Raw genomic sequence first — 24,002 nt, 5'->3', positions numbered from 1 at the left:
CCTGTGCCGGGCGAGCGCGGAAGGGGAGGGGAACATATTCCAAGTCCCGCCAAATGGCCCTCAAGTACATTAGTTTTTCAACAGGCGCGGTTCGGCACGGCCGTGCGGATCCGCCCAGGGGGCCTGGGCGAGCCTCCGCACGAGGTAGCCGATCAGGGCGGTCACCCGGGCCGGGCGCGGGTCGCCCGGTGGCGTGACGAGGTGAAGGGCGATCGGCGGCGGCGACCAGCCGGGTAGGACCCGTTCCAGGCGGCCCGCCTGCAGGTCGTCCCAGATCATGAAATCCGGCTGCAGCGCGAGACCGAGGCCGGCCCGGAGCGCCGGCGCAAGCGCCTCGGCGTTGTTCGCCCGCAGCTGGCCGCCAGGCACGATGACGGCCTCGGCCCCGGCCCCGTCCACGAAGCGCCAGCGATCGGGCGTCGGCAGGTAGGCGTAGCCGAGACAGGCGTGCCGAGCGAGGTCGTCCGGATGCGCGGGGCGGCCCTCCCGGTCGAGATAGGCGGGTGTGGCCACGAGCGACCGCCGGATCGCGCAGAGGCGACGCGCCCGCAGGGACGAGTCCGGCAGGGCCGCGATGCGCAGGCCAATATCGAAGCCGCCGCCCACGAGGTCGACCACCGCGTCGGAGAGGTGCAGGTCCACCGACACGGCCGGATGCTCACCGAGGAAGGCGGGCAGGAGCGGCGCCACGTGCATCACCCCGAAGGTCATAGGCGCGGCGAGGCGCACCAAGCCCCGCGGTTCCGCGGCCCCGGCGGTGGCGAGGGCCTCGGCCGCCTCGCCCTCGGCGAGGATGCGCGCGGCGCTCGCCTTAGCGGCCTGTCCCGCCTCGGTAAGCGCGAGCTTGCGCGAGGTGCGGTTGAACAGCCGCGCCCCAATCCGGGTCTCCAGCCGGCCGACGGCCTTCGAGACGGTGCCCTTCGACAGCCCGAGATCGGCCGCGGCCCGGCCGAAGGAGCCGGTCTCCACCACCTTGGCGAACACCGCCCAGGCCTCGAAATCGGGCAGTCGCATGGTTCAAATCCGGAAACGATAGGTTTCCATCGTTTCTATTTTCGGGCGACCTGGCAAGGGGCACATTGCGGTCATCGGAACAGGCGCCGCGTCCTTCGCGGCGATCCTCAGGGAGACATCGCCATGGTTCAGACCGGCCTCCACCACGTCACGGCCTTCTCCGGCCCGGCCCTGCGCAACCTCGACTTCCACACCCGGATCCTCGGGCTGCGGCTGGTGAAGAAGACCGTCAACTTCGACGATCCGGGCACCTACCACCTGTATTACGGCGACGCGGCCGGCCAGCCCGGCACGATCCTGACCTTCTTCCCGATCGAGCACGCGGCGCCGGGCCGCGTCGGGATCGGCGAGACCCAGGAGACCGCGTTCCGGGTGCCCCGCGCGTCCATTGGCTGGTGGACCCACCGGCTGATCGAGAAGGGCGTCGCCCACGAGCCGCTGGTCCAGGTCTTCGGCGAGCCGACGCTGCGCTTCCGCGATCCCGACGGCATGATGCTGGCCCTGGTCGGCGTCGATGCCGGGGACGAGGCGGCCTGGGCCTCGGCCGAAGTGCCGGCCGAGCACGCGATCCGCGGCTTCCACGGCGTGACGCTCCTCCTCGACAAGGCGGAGCCCACGGCGGCGATCCTCACGGAGGTGCTGGGCCTGCACGAGGTCGGCCGCGAGGGCAACCTGGTCCGCTTCGCGGGCAGCGCCGCGATCGGCAGCCTCGTGACCCTACGGGCGGTAGGCGGCTTCCTTCCGGGGCGGCCGGGCGCCGGGTCGGTCCACCACATCGCGTTCCGGGCCGCGGACGATGCCGCCCAGGCCGCGATGGGCGAGCAGCTCGCCGCACGGGGGCTCCACGTCACCGAGCAGCGCGACCGCCAGTACTTCCGCTCGATCTACTTCCGCGAGCCCGGCGGTGTGCTGTTCGAGATTGCCACCGACGCGCCCGGCTTCGCAGTCGACGAGCCGGTGGAGGCCCTCGGCCAAGCCCTGAAGCTGCCCGCCGGCCTCGAGCCGCACCGGGCCCAGATCGAGGCCGTGCTGCCCAAGGTCGCCTGACCCCACAGGCCCGCCCCGCAACCCGCGGGGTGGGCGCCCGCACTCACCACCAGCGAGGTCGCCATGACCCAGGACACCCTCGGCTTCATCCACCATTTCGAGCCCGGCGCCGATGCCGCGCGGCCGCTCCTTCTCCTCCACGGGACCGGCGGCAACGAGCTGGACCTCCTGCCGCTGGGCCGGATCGTCGCTCCGGGCGCCGCCCTGCTGTCGCCGCGCGGCGCGGTGTCGGAGAACGGCATGCCGCGCTTCTTCCGGCGCCTGGCGGAGGGCGTGTTCGACGAGGCGGATCTACGCCGCCGCACCGCGGATCTCGCGGGCTTCGTGGCTGCGGCGCGGGAGCGCTACGGGATCGGAGCGCCCTTGGCGCTCGGCTTCTCCAACGGCGCCAACATCGCCGCGTCGCTGCTGATGCTGCGGCCGGAGGCGCTGGCCGGCGCCGTGCTCATCCGCCCGATGGTGCCCTTCGCCGAGTCGCCTGCCGCCGACCTCGCCGGCAAGCCGGTCCTGATCCTCTCCGGGGCGATGGACCCGATCGTGCCGGTGGAGAACGCAAGCCGCCTCGCCGACCAGCTTGCCGCCGCGGGCGCGGCGGTCGAGCACCGGATCCTGCCCAGCGGCCACGGACTGTCGCAGGCCGACATCAACCTCGCCATCGACTGGACCCGCGGCCGCGCACTTCCGAGCGCCGCCTGATCTTCGCGTCCCACGCACACAGGACGACATCCGCTATGGACTCCTCGATCTCTCCCCTCGCGCTCGTCGCCGGCGCCTTGCCGGCGACCCTCCTGCCGGTCACCGGCCGCGTCCTGATGAGCGCGCTCTTCCTGGTGAGCGGCGTCGGCAAGCTCGCCGCGCCCGCCGCGACCCTCGCCACCATCCGCGCCGCCGGCCTGCCGCTGCCGGAGGTCTCCTTCGCGGCCGCCGCCCTGGTCGAGGTCGGAGGCGGCCTGCTGCTGATCGCAGGCTACCGCGCCCGGATCGTCGCCCTCGTCCTGGCGGCCTTCGCGGTCGCCACGGCGCTGACCTTCCACAGCGTCCTCGCGGATCAGAACCAGATGTTCCACTTCCTGAAGAACCTCGCGGTGGCGGGGGGCTTGCTGCAGGTCGCGGCGTTCGGGGCCGGCCCGCTCAGCCTCGACGCGCGCCAGGGCCGGGCCTGACCGGTCGCCTTCTCGGAACCGGCCGCCGGTTTTCATCCAGAGTTGAGCGGGGCAGCGGCCTTTCCCGCGCCGGTCGGTGCCCCTAAAGCCTGTCGGAGCCTCGGACCGGGGCCTGACAGCTGACGGAACCGCGGATGCCGACCACCGACGCTCCTCTCGCCCTCGGGATCATCGGCGCGGGGATCATGGGCGAGCGCCTGCTCAACGCCATCCACGGGGCGCCGGACTCGCCCGTCCGGGTCTCGGCGATCTGGGATCCCGCCCCGGACGCCCTCGACCGCGTCGCCGCGGCCTTTCCGGCGGTGCCCCGCGTCGCCGATGCCGCTGCGGTCGTCGCGGCGAGCGGCTGCGTCTACGTCGCCTCGCCGCCGGCCTCGCATCTCGGCTACGCCCGCGCGGCCATCACTGCGGGGCGCAGCGTGTTCTGTGAGAAGCCGCTCGCCATCGATCTCACCGAGGCGCGGGCCTTCGTGGCGGAGGCCGGGACGGCCGGCGGGGTGAACTTCCCGTTCGCCTCGTCGCCGGGCGTGGCGGCGATCGCGCGCTGGATCGAAGCGGGCGCGATCGGGACGCCGCGGCGGCTCGCCATCGCGGTCGAATTCGCCCGCTGGCCGCGGCCCTGGCAGGAGGACGCGGCGCGCTGGCTCGACGCGCGGGACGAGGGCGGCTTCACCCGCGAGGTGGTCTCGCACTTCCTGTTCCTGGCCCGTCGCCTGCTCGGCCCCCTGCATGACATCCGCGGGCGGGTCGATTTCCCCGAGGCCGGCCGGTCCGAGCGGGCGATCGACGTCACGCTGACGGCGGGCGGCCTTCCGGTCACCCTGACCGGTCGGGTCGGCGCCACCGCCGCGGACGATCACAACACCTGGACCCTGGAGGGTGACACGGGCGCCGTGCGGCTGCGCGACTGGGCCATCGCCGAGCGCCGCGGTCCGGACGGGCGCTTCGAGCCGGAACCCGACGCGATCCCCAACGAGCGGCTGCGCCCGATCACCCTCCGACGCCAGATCGAGGGCGTAGTGCGGATGGCGCGCGGTGAGCCCCACCACCTCGCCACCTTCGCGGAGGCGCTGGCCGTGCAGGAGGCGGTCGAGGCCATCCTGGCGCTTTGAAGGGCGGAGGCCCTCGGACCCTGTCCGGGTGATTGCTTCGGCCTCACCGTCCTTGCGAGAGCAGCGAAGCAATCCAGGGGCGCAACTCGTGGATGGCGCGCCGTCCTAGGGTCCGTCCGCCATCCGTGCAATCTCAGCCTGGGCACGAGCACAACGATCACGATGCCAGGGGCAGTGTTTATGCGCCCGGGTGCTCGGAGTGTGAGGCTGACCCCGCAAACCCCGCGCAATGATCTCAGGTACGGCTGATCGAGAATTGCGATCGCATGGCCCGATGATTGCGGTTCGCTGCATCTCACAGAGCTGACCTTACAAAGTCGAAGATCGCTCCCGACAAGCTTCGGCGCGGAATGATTGAGAGCTTCTGCGCGCCAACAGTGATGATCTGCGCTGTCGTGCAGCAGGGTGCTTGACGAGCTGAGACGATTGTCCTATTGCCATCTCCGGCAACGTTGCTGTGGTTGCAGCTGAAGCACCAGCGACAGTCTATCGAGCATGACAGCCCCGGCGAATCCATGCAGGCCCGGAAGCTGGCATCGGTCCGGATCGATCATCGGCGGGCGGATGCAATCGTAAGATCGTAACACGCGGCTCGGCTGCGGCGAACATAGCTGTTGTCAAAAGAAACATCAGTCATTTTACGTCTTTGTAGGAGCCGTTGAATGAGTGCTGCCATTTCCCCTTTCGGGATATCTCGCTTTCGGACAGGGCCCCTGCCGACTGATCGTTTGGCAACGCCTTCTCTGGACGATGTCAAAACAACACAGCTGAAGCAGTCGGCCGATCCGCGATCGACTCTGACGCTATCTCCAGCAAGCAGAGAAGCAATATTCCAAACTGCAAACATACCGCAAAATCCGGGTGACGACCTTCCTCCCAATAATCCAGTCGACAACCCGCCGGAAATCATTCCGAACCCTCCGGACTACCCGGAACCAACTCCAACGCCTCCCTATGATCCCCCGCCGTATGGTCCGGGGTATCCTGGCGAGGAACATTGAAATCAAGTCTTATAAAACTTGGCAGGTACTCTTCGGGGCGCCTGCCCCAATTGAACTCAATCATATGAAATATTGTTGTACAATAGTGCCCGTAATTACCTGCAGCATAGGCCTATTGTGTTCAGTTGCGACATCGTATGCGAGCAAAGTGTTTGAATACTCGCACATAGGCATATATGAAAACGATCGATTTGTTTGTCGAGGGCTGAAAATCGGCAACGATATCATAACGGCGGCCCATTGTTTCCGAGGAAGAAAGGGGCTTGGAATCAGATATTTTATTGGCGGACAGATCAGATTTGCCGAGATTTCAGGAATAAAAGCTTTGTATTCGCACTCGCCCGTCATTGACATAGCCATATTTCAGGCGAGCGTTCCTCTCGCGGCCGAAGTCGATGGCGTTATCGCCATCGGGGACGCTGAGCCGATCGAAAAGTTCAACGGAAAGCAGAATTTCTCAATCGAATTAAAGTCATTCGACGCCAACGGAAATGAGGCGCGTTCTCAAGCTGTTGAAATTTTGCCTATGAATTACTTAAAGGGATACGACGATATCGTTCTTCTGTCTCTGGATAAGCAAAGCCGTATCAGTCTTCCTGATCCGAAAAGCGCCGGATCGATGGCGTTTTCGATCAACATGCACGAGAACATGATCGTCGATCCCTCGGATTTGATATGCCAGGGCCAGTCAGGGTCGCCGGTCTTTGCACGCAAGAATAATGTAAAGTATCTTATAGGTGTTCTAATTCGGGGGAAGCCAAATGGATACTATAATAATGTTCTATGCGGGAAAAGTGCTTATGCTCTCCGGCTTGATGGTGCGGCCGGAGCTTGGATAAGAAAGAATTTGTATCCGACGGATTAGGATTTGGACTCGTTCTGCACCAGAAGGCGACGATCGCAGCCGGGGCGACGGCTGAGGCGCAGTTGCGGGCGAGCGTGTCGTATCCGGTGGCTATGCGGCGGAAGTCCTTGAGCTGGTTGAAGGTTGCCTCGATGCGCCAGCGTTCCCGGTAGCGCTGCTTGTCGTGGCGGAGCCTTCTCTTGCGTCCGCGCTTGCATCGGTCAGTGCGCAGCCAGTCGGCGTCGTAGCCCGAGTTGGCGCTCGGGCGGCGGATCCGGCCGGGCGCCTCGGCCAGGACGGCCGGAGCGGCGGTGACATCGCTGGCGTTGCCAGGCGTCAGCAGGAGGACGCCGAGCCGGCCGAGGACTTCGGTGATCGCTTCCGTCCCGCCGTCCTTGCGAGCGGAGCGAAGCAATCCAGTCGGCGCGACGCCGGATGATGTGGCGCTGCCCTGGGTCGCTTCGCTGCGCTCGCGATGACGGAGCGGTTCCGTCACCCGAGGGCTTCAGCCGGATACCGTCTCAGACCTCGAGGAGGTCGACCAAGAACGGGATCAGCGGCGCGTCGGCGGGCGGCATGGCGAGATCGCGCAGCGCCTTCGGCCGGATCCATTTGAGCGCCTGTCCCTCCATCGGGCGCGGCGTGCCGGTCCAGCGCCGGCAGACGTAGAGCGGCATCAGAAGGTGGAAGTCTGGATAGGCGTGGCTGGCGAAGGTCAGCGGCGCGAGACACGGCTCCTCGACCCGGATGCCGAGTTCCTCGGCGAGCTCCCGGATCAGCGTCTGCTCGGGGCGCTCGCCGGGCTCGACCTTGCCGCCGGGGAACTCCCACAGGCCGGCGAGCTGCTTGTCCGCCGGACGCTCGCTGACGAGCACGCGCCCGTCGACATCGACGAGCGCCACCGCGACGACCAGCAGGAGGCGGAGCGCGGGCTGTCCGGACGCGCTCACGGGGCCACCGCGAAGCTGGCCGAGACCTCGGAGGACATCTGGATCGTGCCGGCCTCGATCGGGACGCGCCGGCCCTTGGCGGGCATGGGCGCCGGGAGGGCGCGACTGGCCATTGGGAACGGCGCTCCGCCCTGGGTCGAGAGGGTGCAGAGCGGGCCGAGCTTGGTGCCGAGCGCCTCGGCGAGCGCCTCGGCCCGGGTCCGGGCGTCGCGCGCCGCCGCGACCTGGAGGGCCGATTCGGTCGTGTCGGGATCGCGCAGCCCGAAGCTCACGGAATCGATCCGGTTCGCACCCGAATCGAGGGCTTGGCGCAGCAGATCCCCGAGGTGGTCCATGTCGGCAAGCCGGACGGTCACGAGATTGCTCGCGCGATACCCGTCGGGCTCCTCGGTGCTGCCGCCGCCCGGCCGGACCACCGCGCGGGTTGCGGCCTGGAGCGTCACCGCGGCCGTCCCGATATCCGCCGGCGGCACGCCGAGCGTGCGGGCCTGCGCGGAGATCCCCGCCACCGCCTTCGAGGCCGCGTCGAGGGCTGCCGCCGCGGTGGCGCCGCGCGCCTCGACCCCGATCGAGATCTCGGCGAAGTCGGGCGCCCGCGTCTCGACGGCGCGTCCGACCACGCTGATGTGGCGCTTGCAGGCCGAATCGTCGGCGTGGACCGGCGCGACCAGAAATGCCGCTAGGACGGTGCCGGCGAGGGCCGCCCTCACGAGCGGTAATCCCCGTTGATCTCGACATAGGCCTTGGTCAGGTCGCAGGTCCAGACGCGGGCCGCACCTGCGCCGAGGCCGAGATCGACCCGGATACCGATCTCCGGCGCGCGCATGATGGCACTCGCCGCTGCCTCGCTGTACGCGGGATCGCGGGCGCCCTCGACAGCCACGCGCACGTCGCCGAACCAGATGGCCAGCCGGTCCCGGTCGGCGGGCTCGCCGGCCTTGCCCACGGCCATCACCACCCGGCCCCAATTGGCGTCCTCGCCCGCCACTGCGGTCTTCACCAGCGGCGAGTTGGCGATCGCCATCGCGATCCGGTGCGCGGAGGCGTCGCTCTCGGCGCCGGTGACCCGCACGGTGACGAACTTGCGCGCGCCCTCGCCATCCTTTGCGACCAGCTGGGCCAGTTCGACCAGCAGGCTCTCCAGCGCCGCGCGGAAGGCTGTGAGGCGCGGGTCTGCGGGATCGGACACGGCCGCGTTTCCGGCCCTGCCGGTGGCGAACAGCATCAGCGTGTCGGAGGTGGAGGTGTCGCCGTCCACCGTCACGCAGTTGAAGCTGGTCTTCGTCCCTGCGGACAGGAGGGCCTGCAGCACGTCCTGCGGCAGGGCGGCGTCGGTGAAGACAAAGGACAGCATCGTCGCCATGTCGGGGGCGATCATGCCGGCGCCCTTGGCGATGCCGTTGATCGTCACGCTGACGCCGTCGATCTCGGCCGTGCGGGTGGCGAGCTTCGGGAATGTATCGGTGGTCATGATCGCGCGGGCGGCCGCGTCCCAGGCGGCAGGCCCGTCCTCGGCCCGGGCCGCGCACTCCGCCAGCACGCCCTCGAAGCGCTCCGCCGGGAGCGGCTCGCCGATCACGCCGGTGGAGGCGACATAGACTTCGCGCGCGTCGCAGCCCGCCGCCTGCGCGGCGATCGCGACGGTGCGCGCCACCGCCTCGCGGCCGAGCCGGCCGGTGAAGGCGTTGGCGTTGCCGGAATTGACCACCAGCGCCCGCGCCGCGCCGTCGGCGAGCGCCTCCCGGCACCAATCCACAGGGGCCGAGGGGCATTTCGAGCGGGTGAACACGCCGGCTGCCCGGGTCCCGGGCTCGAGGGCGACGTAGAGCACGTCGGTGCGGCCGCTATAGCGGATCCCGGCCTGAGCGGTGGCGATTCGCACCCCGGGCACGGGCGGCAGATCGGGGCTCGCGGCGGGCGCCAGCGGGGAGACGGGCGGTGATTTCGCGGACGACATCGGCTCGGGCTCCGGCAGCGCGCGGCGTGAGGGGCCGCGGCCGGCCGGTGTTGCCCACGGGACCGCCGCGCCGTCAACTGCGTGCCCAGTGTCTGGTCACGCTTCGGGCTGCATCGCCTTTGTGCAGCGGCGGCGCCGAATGCGGCGCCTTCACGGCGGCGGGCTTGCGTGTGGATTGCTTCCCAGCTTAGCATGCTGCATCGCAAAGCCAGCGCGAAGTCGAGTGCGGAATGCCCCCAGCCGACGTCGAGACTGCCTCCGACAGCCTTCCCCAGGGCAGCTGCTACCGTATTCAGGTGCTGGTTGTCGGCCGCCACAAGCGCTGGCGCGACGAGGTCTCGGCGCAAGTCCGGATGCTGGGTTACCAAGTCACCGCCTGCGACCGCGGCGTCGATGCCATGACGGTGCTGGCTCTCGGCCTGCCGGTCGACGTGATGGTGGTGGATACCGCGCTCCATGGCGGATTGTGCTGCGCGCAGCTCGCCGTCGAGGCGCGGACCCTGCGGCCGGGCCTGCGCATCATCCTCGCCCGCGATCCGGTCGACGCCATGGGCCCGGAGGTCTCGGCCCGGGTGCCCGACGCGCTGCTCGTCCCGCGCGACCAGCTCCAGAACGGGATGGTCGCCACGACGATGCGTGAGGCGCTGGCAAGCCGCGCCGCCTGAGGCGCCGCTTCAACTTCTCCCCGGCTCGGCCGGCGGGCGGCCGCGACGCTGAGAGCATCCCGCCGAACTTGGAGCGCATCCCGGCCGAGCGGGCGCGCAAACCCGAGCCGACGCATCGGTGAATCGAGGGTCGCCCCGCGGCAGGGACGCTGCGTCAACGGCGTCTGCGGAGCGTCGAGCCATGGGAATTGATGGTTCCGCTTTGATCCCGAATCGCGCGATGTAAACGGCGGGACTGTTCAAATGCAGTCACCGACATGATCGAGCGGACAGCGCGGGCGCGCGGGGTTTCGCGCCGATCCGGCAGCGTACACGTACAAGGTGACGCTGTCATGCGACGCGAGCGAATGCCCAGCACTGGTACATCGTAGCGAGAATGCGGCAAATTTGGTTTGCCGATGCGTCAGAAACTCGGGGATGGTGTCGGGGCCGCGAAATCAGATATTCGGTCGAAGTCTGTCCGAGCAAATTCTGTAGTACAAGTTCAACTTGATCTGGCGACATGATGTTGTCATGTTAGTATCATCTATCATGCGGCCGAATGATGGGCCTGTTTTTTGGAAGAATGATCCGTGAGATTTGGGATCCGTACGCGCCTTTACGCGGGATTTGCGATGCTCGTCATGTTGACGGGCCTTATCGGTGCGTATGCGATTTATCAGCAGGGTGTGATGGACCAAGAACGCGCGCTGCAGGAGCGCGTGGAACGGGGAAGGCAATCGGTCCTCACAATCGACGGTTATGCCGCGCGTCTGATCGGACATGCCGAGCGGTACCGGCTGCATCCGGATACCGCGCTGATCAGCGCGATGGAGCAGGCTCGGCAGGCGATCGAGCAGACCTGCGACAAGCACGTCTCGCTGGCCATGACGGATGGGGGGCGGAAACTGTACGACGACATGCGCGCCAGCGCCCGCACGATGAAACCGGAGCTGGACCGGCTCGCGGCGACAGGCGCAAGCTTGCGTGATGCCAAAGCGAAGTTGTTCGAGGTCGGCAATACGCTCACTGCTTTGCTGAACATCCTGCTCGTGGAGGCGCGTGCACGCGCCGGCGAGTCGATGCTCGCGCGCGCCGAGCATATCGAGACTGCCGTGCTGCGCTCCCGCCTCGCCTCCGCGCGCTTCGTGATCAGCCTGGATCCACAGGACCGCAAAGCCTTCGAGGAGCGGGTGGAACAAGCTCTGGCGGTCATCGATGGGTTCAAGGAGCCGCAGGGGACCGCCTTCGCGCAGCAGGTTAGGGCCGTCCGCGACGCGCTGACGGCGAGCGCGATGGGCCTGCGCGCCTACGACCGGGCCACAGACGCCGCGCAGGCGACGTTCGAGACCGGGATCAAGCCCCACGTCGAGGCAATCGACCGAATCGGCCAAGCGCTGCGCGACCGGATCCTGGCGGCCGGCGAGAAGATTGCCCGGGACACCGCGGAGACTGCGGCACGGGCTCGGTCCATCCTGATCGGCCTGGTCGGGTCGGTGCTGATTCTCGGGGGTATCCTGGCCTTCGTGCTCGCCCGCAGCATCATCCGGCCGATCGACGGCATGACGGAGGCGATGACGAAGCTGGCTGGCGGCGATCTGGCGGTCTTGGTGCCCTATCGCGATGCGACCGATGAGATGGGGGCGATGGCCCGCGCCGTCGACATTTTCCGCCAGAATGCCGTCGCCCGCGCCGAGCTGGAGGCCGCGCAGGCGGCCGAGCAGGCCGCCCGCCTGCGCCGGTCCGAGCGGGTCGATGACCTCGTGCAGGCGTTCGAGCGGAAGATCGCCGCCTCGCTCGACATCGTCACGACGGCGACCACTGAGCTCGACGCCACCGCACGGGCGATGACCCGGGTGGCCGACGATACCAACAGCCAGGCCGTGACCTCGAGTACGGCGGCCGAGCAGACCTCGTCCAACGTCCAGACCGTGGCGGCGGCGGCCGAGGAGATGGTCTCCTCGCTCCAGGAGATCGAGCGGCAGGTCGTCCGCTCCAACGAGGTCGCCGGTCATGCCGCCCACGAGGCCGAGGCGACCAACGCCGCCATGGCGAGCCTGCGCGCGGCGGCCGAGCAGATCGGTGCGGCCGTGACCCTGATCTCGGGCATTGCCAGCCAGACCAATCTGCTGGCTCTGAATGCCACGATCGAGGCGGCCCGCGCCGGAGAGGCGGGGCGGGGCTTCGCGGTGGTCGCCGCCGAGGTGAAGGAGCTCGCAGCGCAGACGGCGCGGGCCACCGAGGAGGTCGGCGCTCAGATCGCCGCGATTCAGGCGGCCTCAGGCCAGGCCGCGGAGGCGATGCAGCAGATCGGTTGCACGATTGCCGCCGTGAACGAGATCAGCGGCGCCATCGCCGCGACTGTTGTGGAGCAGACGGCGGCGACGAGCGAGATCTCGCGCAATGCCGGCGAGGCGGCGCGGGGCACGGAGGACGTCTCGGCCAACGTGGCGCGGGTTCTGGCTGCCGCCCGCCAGACCGGCAGCGCGGCCGCGCAGGTGCAGAGCGCGGCCGCCGAGCTGGCGGCGCAGTCGCTCACCGTCAAACGCGACGTCGACCGTTTCCTCAGCGACATCCAGGCCGCTTAAGGCAGAAGCGCCGGTCGGTCCGGGATCCCCACGTCCGCTGGATCCGTCGCCCAGCGCGGCTCCCGATAGCGTCGAGTCAAAGGAGACGACCGCGTCCTGGGCTGCCGTGACCCATCCCGCCCGCTCCTCCTGAGGTGCCGGAGCGCAGCGAAAGCCTCGAAGAAGGGCTCCAGGGATCGCGCGTCTGGCTGGAGCCCTCCTTTGAGGCGGCTCACGCCGCACTTCAGGAGGAGGGGCATGGTTTGGACAACCGTTCTCCGAAACGGCCTGCTGCCTGGCGCGACCGGATCGGAAGCGCCGCTAGATCGCGGCGGCGGGATCCGACTCGTCGCCGTCCTGTCCGCGGCGCTCGCGCGGGCGGCGCTCCAGGAACGAGCGGCCAAGGGCACGCAGCGGCGCCGTCAGCCGGCGGACATCCGCGGCCCGCTCCATGAAGCGCTCGCCGTTGCGGATCTCCTTGTCGAGCCGCGCCATGGTCCGGGCGAGCGCCGGATCGTCGTCGTCGAGCCAGACCTGGGTCACGCGAGCGAAAGCGATCACCACGCCCTGCAGCTTGAGCTGGCCCAGCGGCCCCTCGGTGTCGATCCCGGCCGCCGCCAGCATGTAGCGGTGCGAGTTCAGCATGACGCCGTTCAGCGCCAGCATCGACAGCGGCTCGCCGCGGAGCGCGTAGGCGATCCGGCGCAGCGCTGGCTTGTACGGCTCCATGGCGTCGAGGCGGCGCATCAGCACGTCGAACAGGCGTTCGCGGGTCGGCTCCTCCTCGAGGCCCGCGAGGTCGCCCTCCAGGACCTTGCGGTCGATGATCCGGGTGAGGCCGCCGAGCACCGCGCCCTTCGACGGGAAAAGGTCGCGCAACTCGGCCAAGGTCAGGCCCGCCTCCCGAGCGATGTCGCTGACCTCGATGTCGTTCCAGGGCTGCTCGGCGGCGAGGCGCATCAGGGCCTCGACGGCGGCCTCCCGGGGTGGCAGCTTCGGCGGGCTGTCGCTCGGCGCTGCGCCCGCCTGCCCAGAGGCCTCGGCCGCACCGCCCACCTGCGTGACGTTCTCGTCGGTGCCGCTCGCCTTCGCGGGGCTCGCGGTCTTGCGGGGGCGCTTCGGGGAGGCTTTGCTGTCGGTCATGGGTCGGTCGCCCGCATCTGTCGGTCGTGTCGCCTCATGTAGGTGGCCCGGCGGCGAAGGGCAGGGCCGTCGCGCGGCCATGCCGCACAGAGGCCGGCCCGCTGTCAGCCGGAGAGTTCCCCGGCCCGCCGACGGGCCGCCGCCACAGCCTCCCGCATCAAGGCGTGGAGGCCGTCCGGGCGCATCAGAACGTCGAGCGCCGCCGCGGTGGTACCGCCGGGCGAGGTGACGTTGCGGCGCAGTTCCGCCGCGTCGGCGGGGCTCGCATCGAGGAGCGCGCCGGCGCCCGCCACCGTCGCCCGGGCGAGATCGCGGGCCACGTCGGGGTCCAGGCCGGCCGCGACGCCGGCCTCGGCCAGGGTCTCGGCGAGCAGGAAGACGTAGGCCGGGCCTGAGCCCGAGACCGCCGTCACCGCGTCGATCTGCGCCTCGTCGGCGAGCCACGCCACCGTGCCGCTCGCCGCGAGCAGCGCCTCGGCAGCCGCGCGCTGCTCGGGCGAGACCTCGTGATTTGCGCAGGCGCCGGTGGCGCCCCGGCAGATGCTCGCCGGCAGGTTGGGCATCGCCCGGACGACGGCGCGCGCCCGCGGCAGCCGGGCGCGCAGGTCGGCGATGGTCTTGCCCGCCAGGATCGAGACGAGGAGCGTGTCGCGGCCGATCAGCCGGTCCAGCCCAGGGGCGGCCGTCTCCAAGCCCTGCGGCTTGATCCCGAGAACCAGCACCGCGCCGGGCTCGGGATCGGGCGGGTTCAGGGCGATGCCCCGCGCGGCGCAGAGATCCACGATCGCGCGGGCGGGCACCGGATCGATGATCGTCGTGCGGCGCGGGTCGAGGCCGGCGTCGAGCCAGCCCGTCAGCATCGCGCCGCCCATCTTGCCGGCCCCGGCCAGGACCAGGGAGGCCGGCATCCGCGCCGCGGCGGCGCCCGCGGCCGTCACGCCTCGCCTTCGGTCTCGAACAGGACGGCGTCCAGCGCCTCGCGGGCGCTCTTGCCGGCCCAGAGCACGAACTGGAACGCCTGGAAGTAACGCTCACAGGCGTCGACCGCGGTCTTCATCATGGTGGCGCATTGCGGATGGGTCGGGACCGCCCCACCCGTCAGCAGCAGGGCGTGCCGGAACATGACCACGCTGTCGCTCGACCACAGGTCGAAATGTCCGACCCAGAGCTGCTCGTTGATCAGCGCCACGAGGCGCATCACCTCGGTCCGCTGCCGCTCCGGCACCTTCAGGTCGAACGCGCAGGCGACGTGCAGCGCCTCCACGTCCTCGATCCACGTGAAGGCGACGTTGTAGTCGGTCCATCGGCCGGGGCTCGTGACCGACATCTCGTCGGTCTCGGCCCGGTCGAAGATCCAGTCGCGCAGGGACGCCAGCCGCTCGACGACGTCGAGCGGATGCTCGTTCCGGTCCGGGTCGTGGAAGTCGACGTTGAGAAGCGGCATGACGATCCAAAAGGACGACCCAGACGAGTCCAGGCCTGACGTGACGGTGACGCGAAACCGGAGCGCGAGAACACTCCGAGAACTGAAACGACCGGCAGATCTAGGCCGGCGGTGAAACGATCGACTGTCGAAGCTCCGCGGACATCGCCCCGCAGCCCCCGAATCACCCTATGCCCGACTATAGACCGGCCGTGACTCGCGACACAAAGTGCAGGCCTCGTTCAGTGAACAGGAAACCGGATCGTCGCTGCCGCTTCCTGTGTAAAAGCCCCCGGCGTTGCCGCGGAGACTCAGACCACCTCGCTGAGGCCCGCCGCGCCCGCTCCGGCGGCCCCGGATTTCGCCTCCAGGGCCGCGACGCGGGCCGTGAGCGCCGCGTTCTGCGCCTGCAGGTTGGTGACGAGATCGCGCAGCACGTCGAGCTCCTCGCGCGAGGCGACGTCGAGGTCGCGGATCACGCGTTCGAGCTGCGCCTTGACCACGGTCTCGGCCTCGCGGCGCACGCCCTGTGCGGCTCCGGCCGCATCGGTCATCAGGCGGGCGAGATCGTCGAACAGTCGGTTGGAGGGGGGCATCCTGGTCTCCCGGATCGGCCGGCTGCCGCGACGGCCGCCTGACTGCGCGATTCGAGGTGACGAGATAGGAATCTTCGCGATGGGGGGCAACGCCCGATCGGGGCGAGCCCCCGGGAGGGCAGAGCGGGGCCGGTGGGCCGCCGCTCCGCCTGCGCGATCACATGTGGCGCATCATCCGGCGGTGCATGCGACGATGCATCATGCGCCGCTCCATCCGGCGGTGCATCATCCGGCGCTCCATGGGAGTCATGCGGACATGGGTCACCGCATCGGGGGCGGCGACGGCGCCGGGCATGGCGGGGGCCGCGGAGGCGGGCTGGACGAGGGCAGCGCCGCCGAGCGAGGCCAGCACGGCAAAGGCGAAGGTGAATTTCCTCACGAGGAGACTCCAGTTCTCTGATGGCCGGGTATGGTGCCCGGTTCATCCTCCCGGATGGGAGGTACGGAGAGTCGTCTCGTGCCGCGGGGCGGCACGGCGGGTCTGCGAGGACCCGCCGCCATCAACTTCCAGGTTACAGATTCGTTTCCTCGAACGCCTTCACCCATTCGGCGCAGATGCCCGAGCGGACGATGTCGTTGCGGGTGAACTCCACCACCGGGATCGGCATCATCCGGCTCTTGATCAGATGCATCACGGTGCGCAGGCCCGAGGTCTCGCGCAGATCGGTCTGCGAGACGTCGCCGTTGATGATGACCTGGCAATCGTCGCCGATGCGGGTCAGGAACATCTTGATCTCGTTGACCGTCGTGTTCTGCGCCTCGTCGAGGATCACGAGGCAGTTCTTGAAGGTCCGCCCGCGCATCACCTCAAAGGGGACGATCTCGATGTCGCCGGTCTTGAGGGCGATGTCGAAGGCGGCGGCGCCCATGCGCTCCTTCATGGCCTCGGTCAGCGGGGCGACCCAGGGGGCGATCTTCTCCTCGAGGGTGCCGGGGAAGTAGCCGAGCGAGCGGCCGGAGGGCACGTTCGGGCGGGTGATCACCACCTTGGCGATGCGGCGCTGGCGGAGCTGATCCGCGGCGCGGGTGCCGGCGATGAAGGTCTTGCCGGTGCCGGCCGGCCCCAGGACGATGACCTGCGGGGAGCGGGCAAGGGCGTCGAGATACTCGGCTTGCCGCTCGGTGAGCGGTTGGATCGGAGCGAGGTTGCGTTCTTCGTCGAAGCGTGTGCGATGAATGCGGGACGTGCGGTCTTCAACCAGTTCAAGTCGTGCGCGGCGTCTCTTCATGGATGTACACTCCAACGGGACTTGCCAACCTGGATCTGTTTCTGAACTGCCGTTTACCTGCTTGCTCCCGGTTCTACTCGTTTGCGGACTTAATACCGGCCCTAGACCGAAGGTTCCGCCCCGCGTTCGTCAGCCTGTGGAGAGCGTCACGACATGCCGTACGCGGCCGAATACGCGATGCAACTGCCGCACCAGCGCGCTTCGCGCCCGACGATTGCGCGCCGGGTGTGACCAAGGGGTGACGGTGCGGGGCGGGGCTTCGAAGATGCCGCGCGGCTGGCGCGGATGCATCAGGGTGGGCCGGAGCGATGCCGCCTCCGCGCGTCGACCGCACGAGCAGAGCGGAGAAAGCCAGCGGTGCCACGCTGGTGCATCTCCCGCCGCCCTGGGTCGCCGCGCAGCGCGCGCGATGCCGGGATGGATTGCGGGAACGGAAAGCCTCGACCGGATGCCGTACGGGACGGAGTGGCGTGGCATCCGGCACGATCGCGGATCCTCCCCGCCCGCAGGGGCGAAGCCGGCCGACCCTGCTGCCCTGAAACGTCCGGGCTTGGTCGGCGGGACTAGCTCGATCCAGCCTGGATAAAGCTGTCGAGGACCATCTTCCGGCCGGCCTTGTCGAAGTCAACGGTCAGCTTATTGCCATCCACGCCGGCGATCGTTCCGGGGCCGAACTTGGTGTGGAACACGCGCTGGCCCATCTCGAACGCCGACGGCGCGCCCGTCGATTTGGCGATGAGCTCGCCCTCGATCTGGCGCGGACCGCCCGAAAAGCCGCCAGACCGGCCGCCCGGCGCGGAGCCGAAGCCGCGGCCGCCCTGCGGCGCCGTGTTGGCCTGCGCCCGCTGCCAGCCGGGTGTGCCGTAGCTCGACCCGAACGGCGTCGGGTTGCGGTCGAACCGCGAGGCTCCGGCCGAGAAATGGGCGGGCGCCTCGACCACGTCGACCGCCGTCTCGGGCAATTCGTCGATGAACCGGGACGGGATGGTCGAGGACCACAGCCCGTGGATGCGCCGGTTCACCGCGAAGGACAGCTTCGCCCGCTTGCGCGCCCGGGTGAGACCGACATGGGCGAGGCGCCGCTCCTCCTCGAGGCCGGCCCGGCCGCTCTCGTCGAGCGCCCGCTGGCTGGGGAACAGGCCGTCCTCCCAACCGGGCAGGAACACGGTGTCGAATTCGAGCCCCTTGGCGGCATGGAGCGTCATCAGCGAGACGCGCTCGGCGCCCTCGGTCTCGGAGGCTTCCATCACCAGGGAGACGTGCTCGAGGAAGGCCGCCATGTCGGGGAACTCCTCCATCGAGCGGACGAATTCCTTCAGGTTCTCCAGGCGCCCGGCGGCATCCGCCGAGCGGTCCTTCTGCCACATCTCGGTGTAGCCGGATTCCTCCAGAATCATCTGCGCCACCTCGCTGTGCGGCTGCGACTCCACCAGCCGCGCCCAGCGGGAGAAGCTCTCGGTCAGCGCCCGCAGGGTCGAGCGGACCCGGGGCTTCAACTCGTCGGTCTCGCACAGGCGCTCCGCGGCGATCCGCAGTGGCAGCCGGTTGGCCCGGCCATAGGTGTGGAGCTGCTGCAGGGTCGCGTCGCCGAGGCCGCGCTTGGGCGTGTTGACGATGCGCTCGAAGGCGAGGTCGTCGCTGACATTCATGGTGGCGCGCAGATAGGCCAGGGCGTCGCGGATCTCGGCGCGCTCGTAGAAGCGGGGGCCGCCGATCACCCGGTAGGGCAGGCCGAGCTGGACGAAGCGGTCCTCGATCTCGCGCATCTGCGCGGAGATCCGCACCAGCACGGCGATCTCCGACAGGGGGTGCTGCTTCGCCTGAAGGGATTCGATCGACTCGGCGAGCATCCGCGCCTCCTCCTCGGAATCCCAGGCGCCGGTCACGGTGACGCGCTCGCCCGGCTCGTCGTCGGTGCGCAGGGTCTTGCCGAGGCGGCTCTCGTTCTTGGCGATGAGACCCGAGGCAGCCGCCAGGATGTGGCCGGTGGAGCGGTAATTGCGCTCCAGCCGCACCACCACGGCGCCGGGGAAGTCGTGCTCGAAGCGCAGGATGTTGTCGACCTCGGCGCCGCGCCAGCCGTAGATCGACTGGTCGTCGTCGCCCACGCAGGCGATGTTCTTGCGGCTCTGCGCGAGCAGGCGCAGCCACAGGTACTGGGCGACGTTGGTGTCCTGGTACTCGTCCACCAGGATGTAGCGGAAGCGGTCCTGATAGTTGGCGAGCACGTCGGGATTTTCCCGCCAGAGCTTGAGGCACAGGAGCAGAAGATCGCCGAAATCGACGGCGTTCAGCGTCGCGAGCCGGGCCTGATAGGCGGTGTAGAGCGTGCCGCCCTTGCCGAACGCGAAAGAGGCGGCTTCGCCCGGGGGCACCTGCTCCGGCCCGAGGCCGCGGTTCTTCCAGCCGTCGATGGCGTGGGACAGGGCGCGGGCCGGCCAGCGCTTCTCGTCGACGTTCTGATCGGCGATCACCTGCTTCATCAGCCGGAGCTGGTCGTCGGTGCCGAGGATGGTGAAGTCGGATTTCAGCCCGACCAGCTCCGCATGGCGGCGCAGGATCTTGGTGCCGATCGCGTGGAAGGTGCCGAGCCAGGGCATGCCCTCGCCGGCGGGGCCGATCAGCGCACCGATCCGGTGCTTCATCTCCCGGGCGGCCTTGTTGGTGAAGGTCACCGCCAGGATATCGAAGGGTCGGGCACGGTTGGTGGCGATCAGGTGGGCGATGCGGGTGGTCAGCACCCGGGTCTTGCCGGTGCCGGCGCCGGCCAGCACCAGGACCGGGCCCTCCGTGGTCTCGACGGCGCGGCGCTGCTCGGGGTTGAGGCCTTCGAGGTAGGCGGCGGCGTCGCGGCGGAGCGCGCCCATGGCGCGGGCGGCGATGGAGGAGGCGGGAGCGCCGTCCCCGGCGGGCTGCGCGTGCGGGCGGTTCTGCATCCCGCATCCCTGGACCAAATCGCGAACGGCGTCGAGGTGGTTCGCGCGCGATGGGGATAGCCAAGGCCGGCGTGCGCGGGGCGAACACCCGGGTAAACGCACCTTGGATCGTCGTCTCGCCACCGCCCCACGACAGCACGCCGTCATTTCGGGGCCGCGAAGCGGAGCCCGGAATCCAGATCCGCCGCGCCACGGGAACCACGCGCGACGCTGCGCGGACAGCGGCTGCAAATTGCCCGCCTGCTGTGTTCCCGTGCGAGTCCAGGCACCCCGGAGCGACGGGGGTCTGACGGCGCGGCAGCCGGGCCGGCATCGCCGCTGGCGCCCGCGGGGACTTATCGTGCTATGGCCGTGGCGACTGACTCGCGGGGGCAGGCGGGGCGCGGCGGCACGATGAGGCCGCGGCCCCGCGCAGAGATGGTGCGGAACGGGACCATTGCGTGATCTTCTGACCGCGCTGGCGGGCGCCGTCATCCTGGTTCTCGTGGCGGCGCTTGCCGTCCCCCCCTTCGTTGATTGGCAGGCCCATCGTGCGCTGGTCGAGCGGGCGATCACCCGGTCCATCGGTGTCCCGGCCCGGACCGACGGCCGGATCGAGGTCCGCCTGCTGCCGTCGCCCCGGCTGCGCGTCGACCGGCTGCATCTGGGAGCCGACGCGGACCGGCCCACGCTCGACGCCCGGTTCGTCAAGGCCGAGATCGCCCTGGCGCCCCTCCTGAAGGGCGAGTTCCGCTTCACCGAGACCCGGATCGGCCGGGCGGAGATCAAGCTCCCGCTCGCCGGACCCGACGCCCTGAAGCTGCCGACCGATTTCGGCGAGGCCCTGCGCGCGCGCGACTTCGCGATCGAGGCCCTGCACGTCCAGCAGTTCCTCGTCACCACGCAGGTGCCGGCCACCGGCCGGACCGACCAGCTCTACGTCCAGGACCTGACCCTCCAGGCGCCGGCCCTGGTCGGGCCCTGGCGCGTGGAGGGAACGAGCGGCGGCATCCCGTTCCGCGCCGTCAGCGGCACGCCGGGGCCCGACGGGCGGCTCGCCGTGAAGATCTCGGGCGGCGGCGACGCGCATCCACGGTTCGAGGCGGATGCACGCTTCGGCCTCGTCCCGGCGGAATCCGGCCGCGCCGTCTCGGTCGAGGCCGAGGGCTCCGCCCGCCTCGTGGTCGGACCGCCGACCCAGGCCGCCGGCGCCTACCTGCCGTTCTCCATCGGTGGGGCCTTCAAGGCCCGCGGCACCCAGGTGCGGTTCGAGAACGTCGATCTCGCGATCGATCCGGGCGGCCGCGCCCTGCGGCTCAACGGGACCGGCCGTCTCGACCTGCGCCAGTGGCGCGCCGGCCTGAACCTGGAGAGCCGCCGCCTCGACCTCGACGCGTTCCTGGCCACGCCCGAGGGCCAGAGCCTGATCGCCCGCGGCCTGCCGAGCTGGGCCGGGGGCCTGCCGGCCATGCTCGACCTCGATCTCGCGGTCGGCAGCGCCGTGGTGGGCGGCGAGGAATGGTCGAACCTCGCGCTCACCGGCACCCTGGAGCGTGCGGGCGGCCTGCTGCTGCGCCGCCTCGCGGTGACCGGACCGGCGGACTCGAGCGTCAGCGTGAGCGGGCAGGTCGAGACCGCGCCGTTCCGCCTGACCGGCCCGGTGGTGCTGAGCGCGCCGGATTCCGAGGCGCTCGGCCGCTACCTGCGCCGCCTCGGCCTGGACGGTCCCCTGACCGTGCTCCTCGACGGACGCCGGATCGAGGCTGCCGCCGACGTGTCCGCCGACGCGGCGAGCCTGTCCCTGCGCAACCTCCGGCTCGGCCTCGGGCCGGCACGGATCACCGGCAATGCCCGCTACACCGCCGCGGAGACCGGAACGCGCGGGCGGTTCGAGGCGCAGATCCGCGCGAGCGGCATCGACATCGCCGGCCTCCCGCCCGTCGGGACGGCGCTGGGGAGTCTGCGCGATCTCGACTTGGCTCTGACCCTGGAGGCGCGGGACGTCCGCTTCGGGGCGGCGGGCTCTGGAAACGGCACCATCGCGGCGCGCATCCAGTCGGACGGCGCGGGCCTCGCGGTCGACAGTCTCGACGTGACCGACCTCGCGGGCGCGAGCGCCGCGCTCTCCGGCCGGATCAGCGCGGACGGGACCGGCCGCGTCTCGGGGCGCCTGAAGGCCCCGGTGGCGGCGCCGCTGCTCGGCCTGCTCGAACGGGTCTGGGTCGGCGAGATCCGCCTGCTGCCCGCCTTCCTGCGGGACGCGCCCCTCGATCTCGCCGTCGCCCTCGACCGGGAGGGCGGCGCTTCCGAGGCCCTGCGCACCCAGGCGAAGGGCAATGCCGGCGGCGGCACCCTCGACCTGATCCTGGCGAGCCGCGGGACGCGGATCGAGGGCGGCACCGCCACTCTGACGACCCCGCGCGCCGGCCTGTGGTTCGGGCGGACCGACATCGCCGGCCTCCAGCGTCCCGCCGAACTGCACCTCAAGGCCGAGCGACCGGGCGCCGACACCCTCGCCCTCACCATCGACGGAACCGTGGCGGGCATCCGGATAGCGACCGGCCGGCCGCTCCAGATCGGGGCCGACGCCGTACCCGTCGGCGGCGAGGTCCGGGCCGACACGGCCGATCTCGCCCCGTTCCTGACGCTCGCCGGGGCCACGCGCCTCCAGCCGGGCGCCTGGCCGGCGGACCTGGCCGTCACCCTGTCGCGGGACGGGAGCGACAGCGTCGCCGCCCTCACGGGCAAGGTCGCGGGCTCGGGCGTGACCGGTACGCTGATGCGGGCGCCCGGCGGGGCCCTACGCGGCCGTCTCGGCCTGGACCGCCTGTCGCTGCCGCAGCTCGCCGCTGCGCTGCTGCTTCCGACGGAGGCGAGCGGCCGGTTCGCGCCGCCGCCGCCGCACCCGTCCGCCGCCCTCGACGCGCGCATCGCCAGCCTGGAGCTCGGGCGCGGCCTCGTGGCGACCGAGGCCTCCTTCGCTCTCGGGCTGACCGACACGAGCCTGACCCTGCAGGACCTCACGGCCAAGCTCGCCGGGGGACGGATCGCGGGCTCGGCCACGATCGCCCGGCTCGGGGCGGCCGCCGCGATCACCGGCGAGGGCAAGATTGACGCGGCCGCGATCCCGGCGCTCGCCGGGGGCAGCCCGCTCGGCGGCCGCCTGAGCGCCGACCTGCGCGTCTCCACCACGGCGGAGACGCTGACGGGCCTCGGCGAGGGTCTCTCGGGCAGCGGCACGCTCACCCTTCAGGACCTGAGCGTGCCCGAGGCCGATCCCGCCGGGCTCGGACGGGCCCTGGCGCGGGCGGCCGAGATCGACGACCCCCTGCGCAAGGGCCGGCTCCAGGCCCTGGTCTCCGAGGAACTCGCGAAAGGCGGCGCGCAGGCACGCGGCCCCGCCCGCGCCGCGGCCACCATCGTCGGCGGCGTGCTGCGGGCCGGCCCCCTCGACATCGATTTCGGACCCACGCGCTGGACCGGCACGGTCGGCTACGACCTGCGTGCCGGCCGACTCGACGCCCGCGGCACGCTCGCCGGCGGCCCGGTGCCCCGGGGCTGGAATGCCGGCCCGCCGGCCGTCCAGCTCGGGCTGACGGGGCCGCTCGGCGCGCCCGAACGGACCCTCGATGTCGGCGCGCTGTCGAATGGGCTCGCCGCCTTCGTGCTGCAGCGCGAACTGGAGACGATCGAGCTGTCCGAGGCCGACCAGGTGGAGCGGCAGCGGCGCCGCGCCCGGATCGAGATGGACCGGGCCCGCGCCGCGGCTTTGAAGGCTGCTGCCGACAAAGCCGCGGCCGAGAAGGCCGCCGCCGAGCGCGCCGCCGCCGAGGAGGCCACCCAGCGGGGCCGAGCGCAGGGCGAAGGGCAGGGGGCCGCACCCGCCGAGGCGCAGCATCCGTAATCGCTCAGGGGATTCGCCCACTGGGCCGACGACACCCACGCAGCTGCTGTGTGAACTCAGAGACCGGTGCGGGAGAGGCAGCCCGCATAGCATCCTGTCTGGCCGGCCAGTGGCTGCCGTCGTGCCCAGGATTCGCACGGACAGTTGATCCGACGTCCGGGTATGCCGCGGGCGCACCCGACAAGGACAGCGCCGGAGCGCACCCCGGACCGGTTCCCCATCCCCTCAGGCGAGGAAGCGCCGGTCGACGGTCTGGAACAGGTAGAAGCCGTTGAAGCGCACCGCCGTGTCGGCGGCCCGATCGTCGAAGTCGAGCGGTTGCCGGCTGCCGTCGCAGAGCTTGCCGCCGAAGGTCCAGCGGCCCGCACCGATGAAGGGCGGGACGCTGCTCGCCTCCGGCACCGCGCAGCAGAGGCCCTCCACGCTCTTGAGCTGGAACAGGTTGTAGCTTCGCATCCGAAGTCCTCCGCCTGGCCGCCCTCGCGCCAAATTT

At 70.2% G+C, this 24,002-nt stretch carries 20 protein-coding genes and 1 pseudogene; 8 read left to right on the top strand and 13 right to left on the bottom strand.

What is annotated here, in order from left to right:
- Nucleotides 1–69 precede the first annotated feature (69 nt).
- Entirely contained in the window at nt 70–1,014 is a 945-nt protein-coding gene (locus ABIE45_RS00970; RefSeq protein WP_192709818.1) for a LysR family transcriptional regulator, read from the bottom strand.
- A gap of 123 nt (nt 1,015–1,137) precedes the next feature.
- On the opposite strand from ABIE45_RS00970, the gene ABIE45_RS00965 reads away from it, so the two are divergent.
- The 5 genes from ABIE45_RS00965 to ABIE45_RS00945 all read left to right on the top strand — a co-directional run bounded on the left by ABIE45_RS00965 (nt 1,138) and on the right by ABIE45_RS00945 (nt 6,202).
- Nucleotides 1,138–2,061 (top strand): ring-cleaving dioxygenase, encoded by a 924-nt coding sequence (locus ABIE45_RS00965; RefSeq protein WP_192709819.1) that lies wholly within the window; start codon nt 1,138–1,140, stop codon nt 2,059–2,061.
- Nucleotides 2,062–2,124: 63 nt separating this feature from the next.
- A complete protein-coding gene (locus ABIE45_RS00960) occupies nt 2,125–2,757 on the top strand; it encodes an alpha/beta hydrolase (protein ID WP_192709820.1) in 633 nt (210 codons plus the stop codon).
- 35 nt (nt 2,758–2,792) lie between these two features.
- Nucleotides 2,793–3,224 (top strand): DoxX family protein, encoded by a 432-nt coding sequence (locus ABIE45_RS00955; protein ID WP_192709821.1) that lies wholly within the window; start codon nt 2,793–2,795, stop codon nt 3,222–3,224.
- A 134-nt stretch (nt 3,225–3,358) separates the two neighbouring features.
- A complete protein-coding gene (locus tag ABIE45_RS00950) occupies nt 3,359–4,336 on the top strand; it encodes a Gfo/Idh/MocA family protein (RefSeq protein ID WP_192709822.1) in 978 nt (325 codons plus the stop codon).
- Nucleotides 4,337–5,485: 1,149 nt separating this feature from the next.
- Nucleotides 5,486–6,202, top strand: a complete 717-nt coding sequence (locus tag ABIE45_RS00945; protein ID WP_192709965.1) for a hypothetical protein — start codon at nt 5,486–5,488, stop codon at nt 6,200–6,202.
- A 16-nt stretch (nt 6,203–6,218) separates the two neighbouring features.
- On the opposite strand, the pseudogene ABIE45_RS00940 reads toward ABIE45_RS00945, so the two are convergent.
- The 4 genes and pseudogenes from ABIE45_RS00940 to argJ all read right to left on the bottom strand — a co-directional run.
- Nucleotides 6,219–6,560: pseudogene (locus ABIE45_RS00940) on the bottom strand (transposase); the annotation flags it as partial.
- Nucleotides 6,561–6,702: 142 nt separating this feature from the next.
- Nucleotides 6,703–7,131: a (deoxy)nucleoside triphosphate pyrophosphohydrolase gene (locus tag ABIE45_RS00935; RefSeq protein ID WP_192709823.1), complete on the bottom strand. Its 429-nt coding sequence runs from the start codon at nt 7,129–7,131 to the stop codon at nt 6,703–6,705.
- Nucleotides 7,128–7,841 (bottom strand): SIMPL domain-containing protein, encoded by a 714-nt coding sequence (locus ABIE45_RS00930; RefSeq protein WP_192709824.1) that lies wholly within the window; start codon nt 7,839–7,841, stop codon nt 7,128–7,130. Before ABIE45_RS00930 ends, ABIE45_RS00935 begins: the two co-directional genes overlap by 4 nt.
- Nucleotides 7,838–9,088: a bifunctional glutamate N-acetyltransferase/amino-acid acetyltransferase ArgJ gene (gene argJ / locus ABIE45_RS00925; protein ID WP_192709825.1), complete on the bottom strand. Its 1,251-nt coding sequence runs from the start codon at nt 9,086–9,088 to the stop codon at nt 7,838–7,840. Before argJ ends, ABIE45_RS00930 begins: the two co-directional genes overlap by 4 nt.
- A gap of 230 nt (nt 9,089–9,318) precedes the next feature.
- Between argJ and ABIE45_RS00920 the strand changes: the two genes are divergently transcribed.
- Together ABIE45_RS00920 and ABIE45_RS00915 are read left to right on the top strand one after the other, a co-directional pair.
- Complete coding sequence (locus tag ABIE45_RS00920; protein ID WP_192709826.1) at nt 9,319–9,753, top strand: histidine kinase; 435 nt, start codon at nt 9,319–9,321, stop codon at nt 9,751–9,753.
- A gap of 671 nt (nt 9,754–10,424) precedes the next feature.
- Nucleotides 10,425–12,320 carry a methyl-accepting chemotaxis protein gene (locus ABIE45_RS00915; RefSeq protein ID WP_373622055.1) on the top strand — a complete coding sequence of 632 codons (1,896 nt, stop codon included), beginning with the start codon at nt 10,425–10,427 and terminating at the stop codon, nt 12,318–12,320.
- Nucleotides 12,321–12,620: 300 nt separating this feature from the next.
- Here the strand turns inward: ABIE45_RS00915 and ABIE45_RS00910 are convergent, their stop codons facing one another.
- The 7 genes from ABIE45_RS00910 to ABIE45_RS00880 form a co-directional block, all read right to left on the bottom strand.
- Complete coding sequence (locus ABIE45_RS00910; protein WP_192709828.1) at nt 12,621–13,442, bottom strand: TetR/AcrR family transcriptional regulator; 822 nt, start codon at nt 13,440–13,442, stop codon at nt 12,621–12,623.
- Nucleotides 13,443–13,546: 104 nt separating this feature from the next.
- Nucleotides 13,547–14,350, bottom strand: coding sequence for a pyrroline-5-carboxylate reductase (proC, locus tag ABIE45_RS00905; protein ID WP_192709954.1), 804 nt, complete (start codon nt 14,348–14,350; stop codon nt 13,547–13,549).
- Between the two features lie 26 nt (nt 14,351–14,376).
- On the bottom strand, nt 14,377–14,886 hold the full coding sequence (locus ABIE45_RS00900; protein WP_192709829.1) for a YbjN domain-containing protein: 510 nt from the start codon (nt 14,884–14,886) through the stop codon (nt 14,377–14,379).
- 290 nt (nt 14,887–15,176) lie between these two features.
- The gene (locus tag ABIE45_RS00895) at nt 15,177–15,461 is read right to left on the bottom strand and encodes an accessory factor UbiK family protein (protein ID WP_192709830.1); all 285 of its coding nucleotides are present in this window, start codon (nt 15,459–15,461) and stop codon (nt 15,177–15,179) included.
- A 157-nt stretch (nt 15,462–15,618) separates the two neighbouring features.
- Nucleotides 15,619–15,840: a hypothetical protein gene (locus ABIE45_RS00890; RefSeq protein ID WP_192709831.1), complete on the bottom strand. Its 222-nt coding sequence runs from the start codon at nt 15,838–15,840 to the stop codon at nt 15,619–15,621.
- A gap of 133 nt (nt 15,841–15,973) precedes the next feature.
- On the bottom strand, nt 15,974–16,690 hold the full coding sequence (locus ABIE45_RS00885; protein WP_192709832.1) for a PhoH family protein: 717 nt from the start codon (nt 16,688–16,690) through the stop codon (nt 15,974–15,976).
- A 563-nt stretch (nt 16,691–17,253) separates the two neighbouring features.
- Nucleotides 17,254–19,626: a UvrD-helicase domain-containing protein gene (locus ABIE45_RS00880; protein WP_192709833.1), complete on the bottom strand. Its 2,373-nt coding sequence runs from the start codon at nt 19,624–19,626 to the stop codon at nt 17,254–17,256.
- Between the two features lie 436 nt (nt 19,627–20,062).
- Here ABIE45_RS00880 and ABIE45_RS00875 point away from each other — a divergent pair, with 436 nt between their 5' ends.
- Nucleotides 20,063–23,509, top strand: a complete 3,447-nt coding sequence (locus tag ABIE45_RS00875) for an AsmA-like C-terminal region-containing protein (RefSeq protein WP_192709834.1) — start codon at nt 20,063–20,065, stop codon at nt 23,507–23,509.
- 225 nt (nt 23,510–23,734) lie between these two features.
- Here the strand turns inward: ABIE45_RS00875 and ABIE45_RS00870 are convergent, their stop codons facing one another.
- Nucleotides 23,735–23,965 (bottom strand): hypothetical protein, encoded by a 231-nt coding sequence (locus tag ABIE45_RS00870; protein WP_192709835.1) that lies wholly within the window; start codon nt 23,963–23,965, stop codon nt 23,735–23,737.
- Nucleotides 23,966–24,002: the final 37 nt, after the last annotated feature.

Origin of the sequence: Methylobacterium sp. OAE515 (assembly GCF_041806315.1) — a bacterium.
Classification (GTDB): domain Bacteria; phylum Pseudomonadota; class Alphaproteobacteria; order Rhizobiales; family Beijerinckiaceae; genus Methylobacterium; species Methylobacterium tardum.
The sequence above is the reverse complement of the archived record's forward strand: the minus strand, read 5'-3'. Positions and strand labels throughout refer to the sequence as shown.

Bases quoted from the DNA above. Each gene is read 5' to 3' on its own strand.
- ABIE45_RS00970 (WP_192709818.1), bottom strand. From the start codon at position 1,014: ATGCGACTGCCCGATTTCGAGGCCTGGGCGGTGTTCGCCAAGGTGGTG.
- ABIE45_RS00965 (WP_192709819.1), top strand. From the start codon at position 1,138: ATGGTTCAGACCGGCCTCCACCACGTCACGGCCTTCTCCGGCCCGGCC.
- ABIE45_RS00960 (WP_192709820.1), top strand. From the start codon at position 2,125: ATGACCCAGGACACCCTCGGCTTCATCCACCATTTCGAGCCCGGCGCC.
- ABIE45_RS00955 (WP_192709821.1), top strand. From the start codon at position 2,793: ATGGACTCCTCGATCTCTCCCCTCGCGCTCGTCGCCGGCGCCTTGCCG.
- ABIE45_RS00950 (WP_192709822.1), top strand. From the start codon at position 3,359: ATGCCGACCACCGACGCTCCTCTCGCCCTCGGGATCATCGGCGCGGGG.
- argJ (WP_192709825.1), bottom strand. From the start codon at position 9,088: ATGTCGTCCGCGAAATCACCGCCCGTCTCCCCGCTGGCGCCCGCCGCG.
- ABIE45_RS00920 (WP_192709826.1), top strand. From the start codon at position 9,319: ATGCCCCCAGCCGACGTCGAGACTGCCTCCGACAGCCTTCCCCAGGGC.
- ABIE45_RS00915 (WP_373622055.1), top strand. From the start codon at position 10,425: ATGGACCAAGAACGCGCGCTGCAGGAGCGCGTGGAACGGGGAAGGCAA.
- ABIE45_RS00910 (WP_192709828.1), bottom strand. From the start codon at position 13,442: ATGACCGACAGCAAAGCCTCCCCGAAGCGCCCCCGCAAGACCGCGAGC.
- proC (WP_192709954.1), bottom strand. From the start codon at position 14,350: ATGCCGGCCTCCCTGGTCCTGGCCGGGGCCGGCAAGATGGGCGGCGCG.
- ABIE45_RS00900 (WP_192709829.1), bottom strand. From the start codon at position 14,886: ATGCCGCTTCTCAACGTCGACTTCCACGACCCGGACCGGAACGAGCAT.
- ABIE45_RS00895 (WP_192709830.1), bottom strand. From the start codon at position 15,461: ATGCCCCCCTCCAACCGACTGTTCGACGATCTCGCCCGCCTGATGACC.
- ABIE45_RS00885 (WP_192709832.1), bottom strand. From the start codon at position 16,690: ATGAAGAGACGCCGCGCACGACTTGAACTGGTTGAAGACCGCACGTCC.
- ABIE45_RS00880 (WP_192709833.1), bottom strand. From the start codon at position 19,626: ATGCAGAACCGCCCGCACGCGCAGCCCGCCGGGGACGGCGCTCCCGCC.
- ABIE45_RS00870 (WP_192709835.1), bottom strand. From the start codon at position 23,965: ATGCGAAGCTACAACCTGTTCCAGCTCAAGAGCGTGGAGGGCCTCTGC.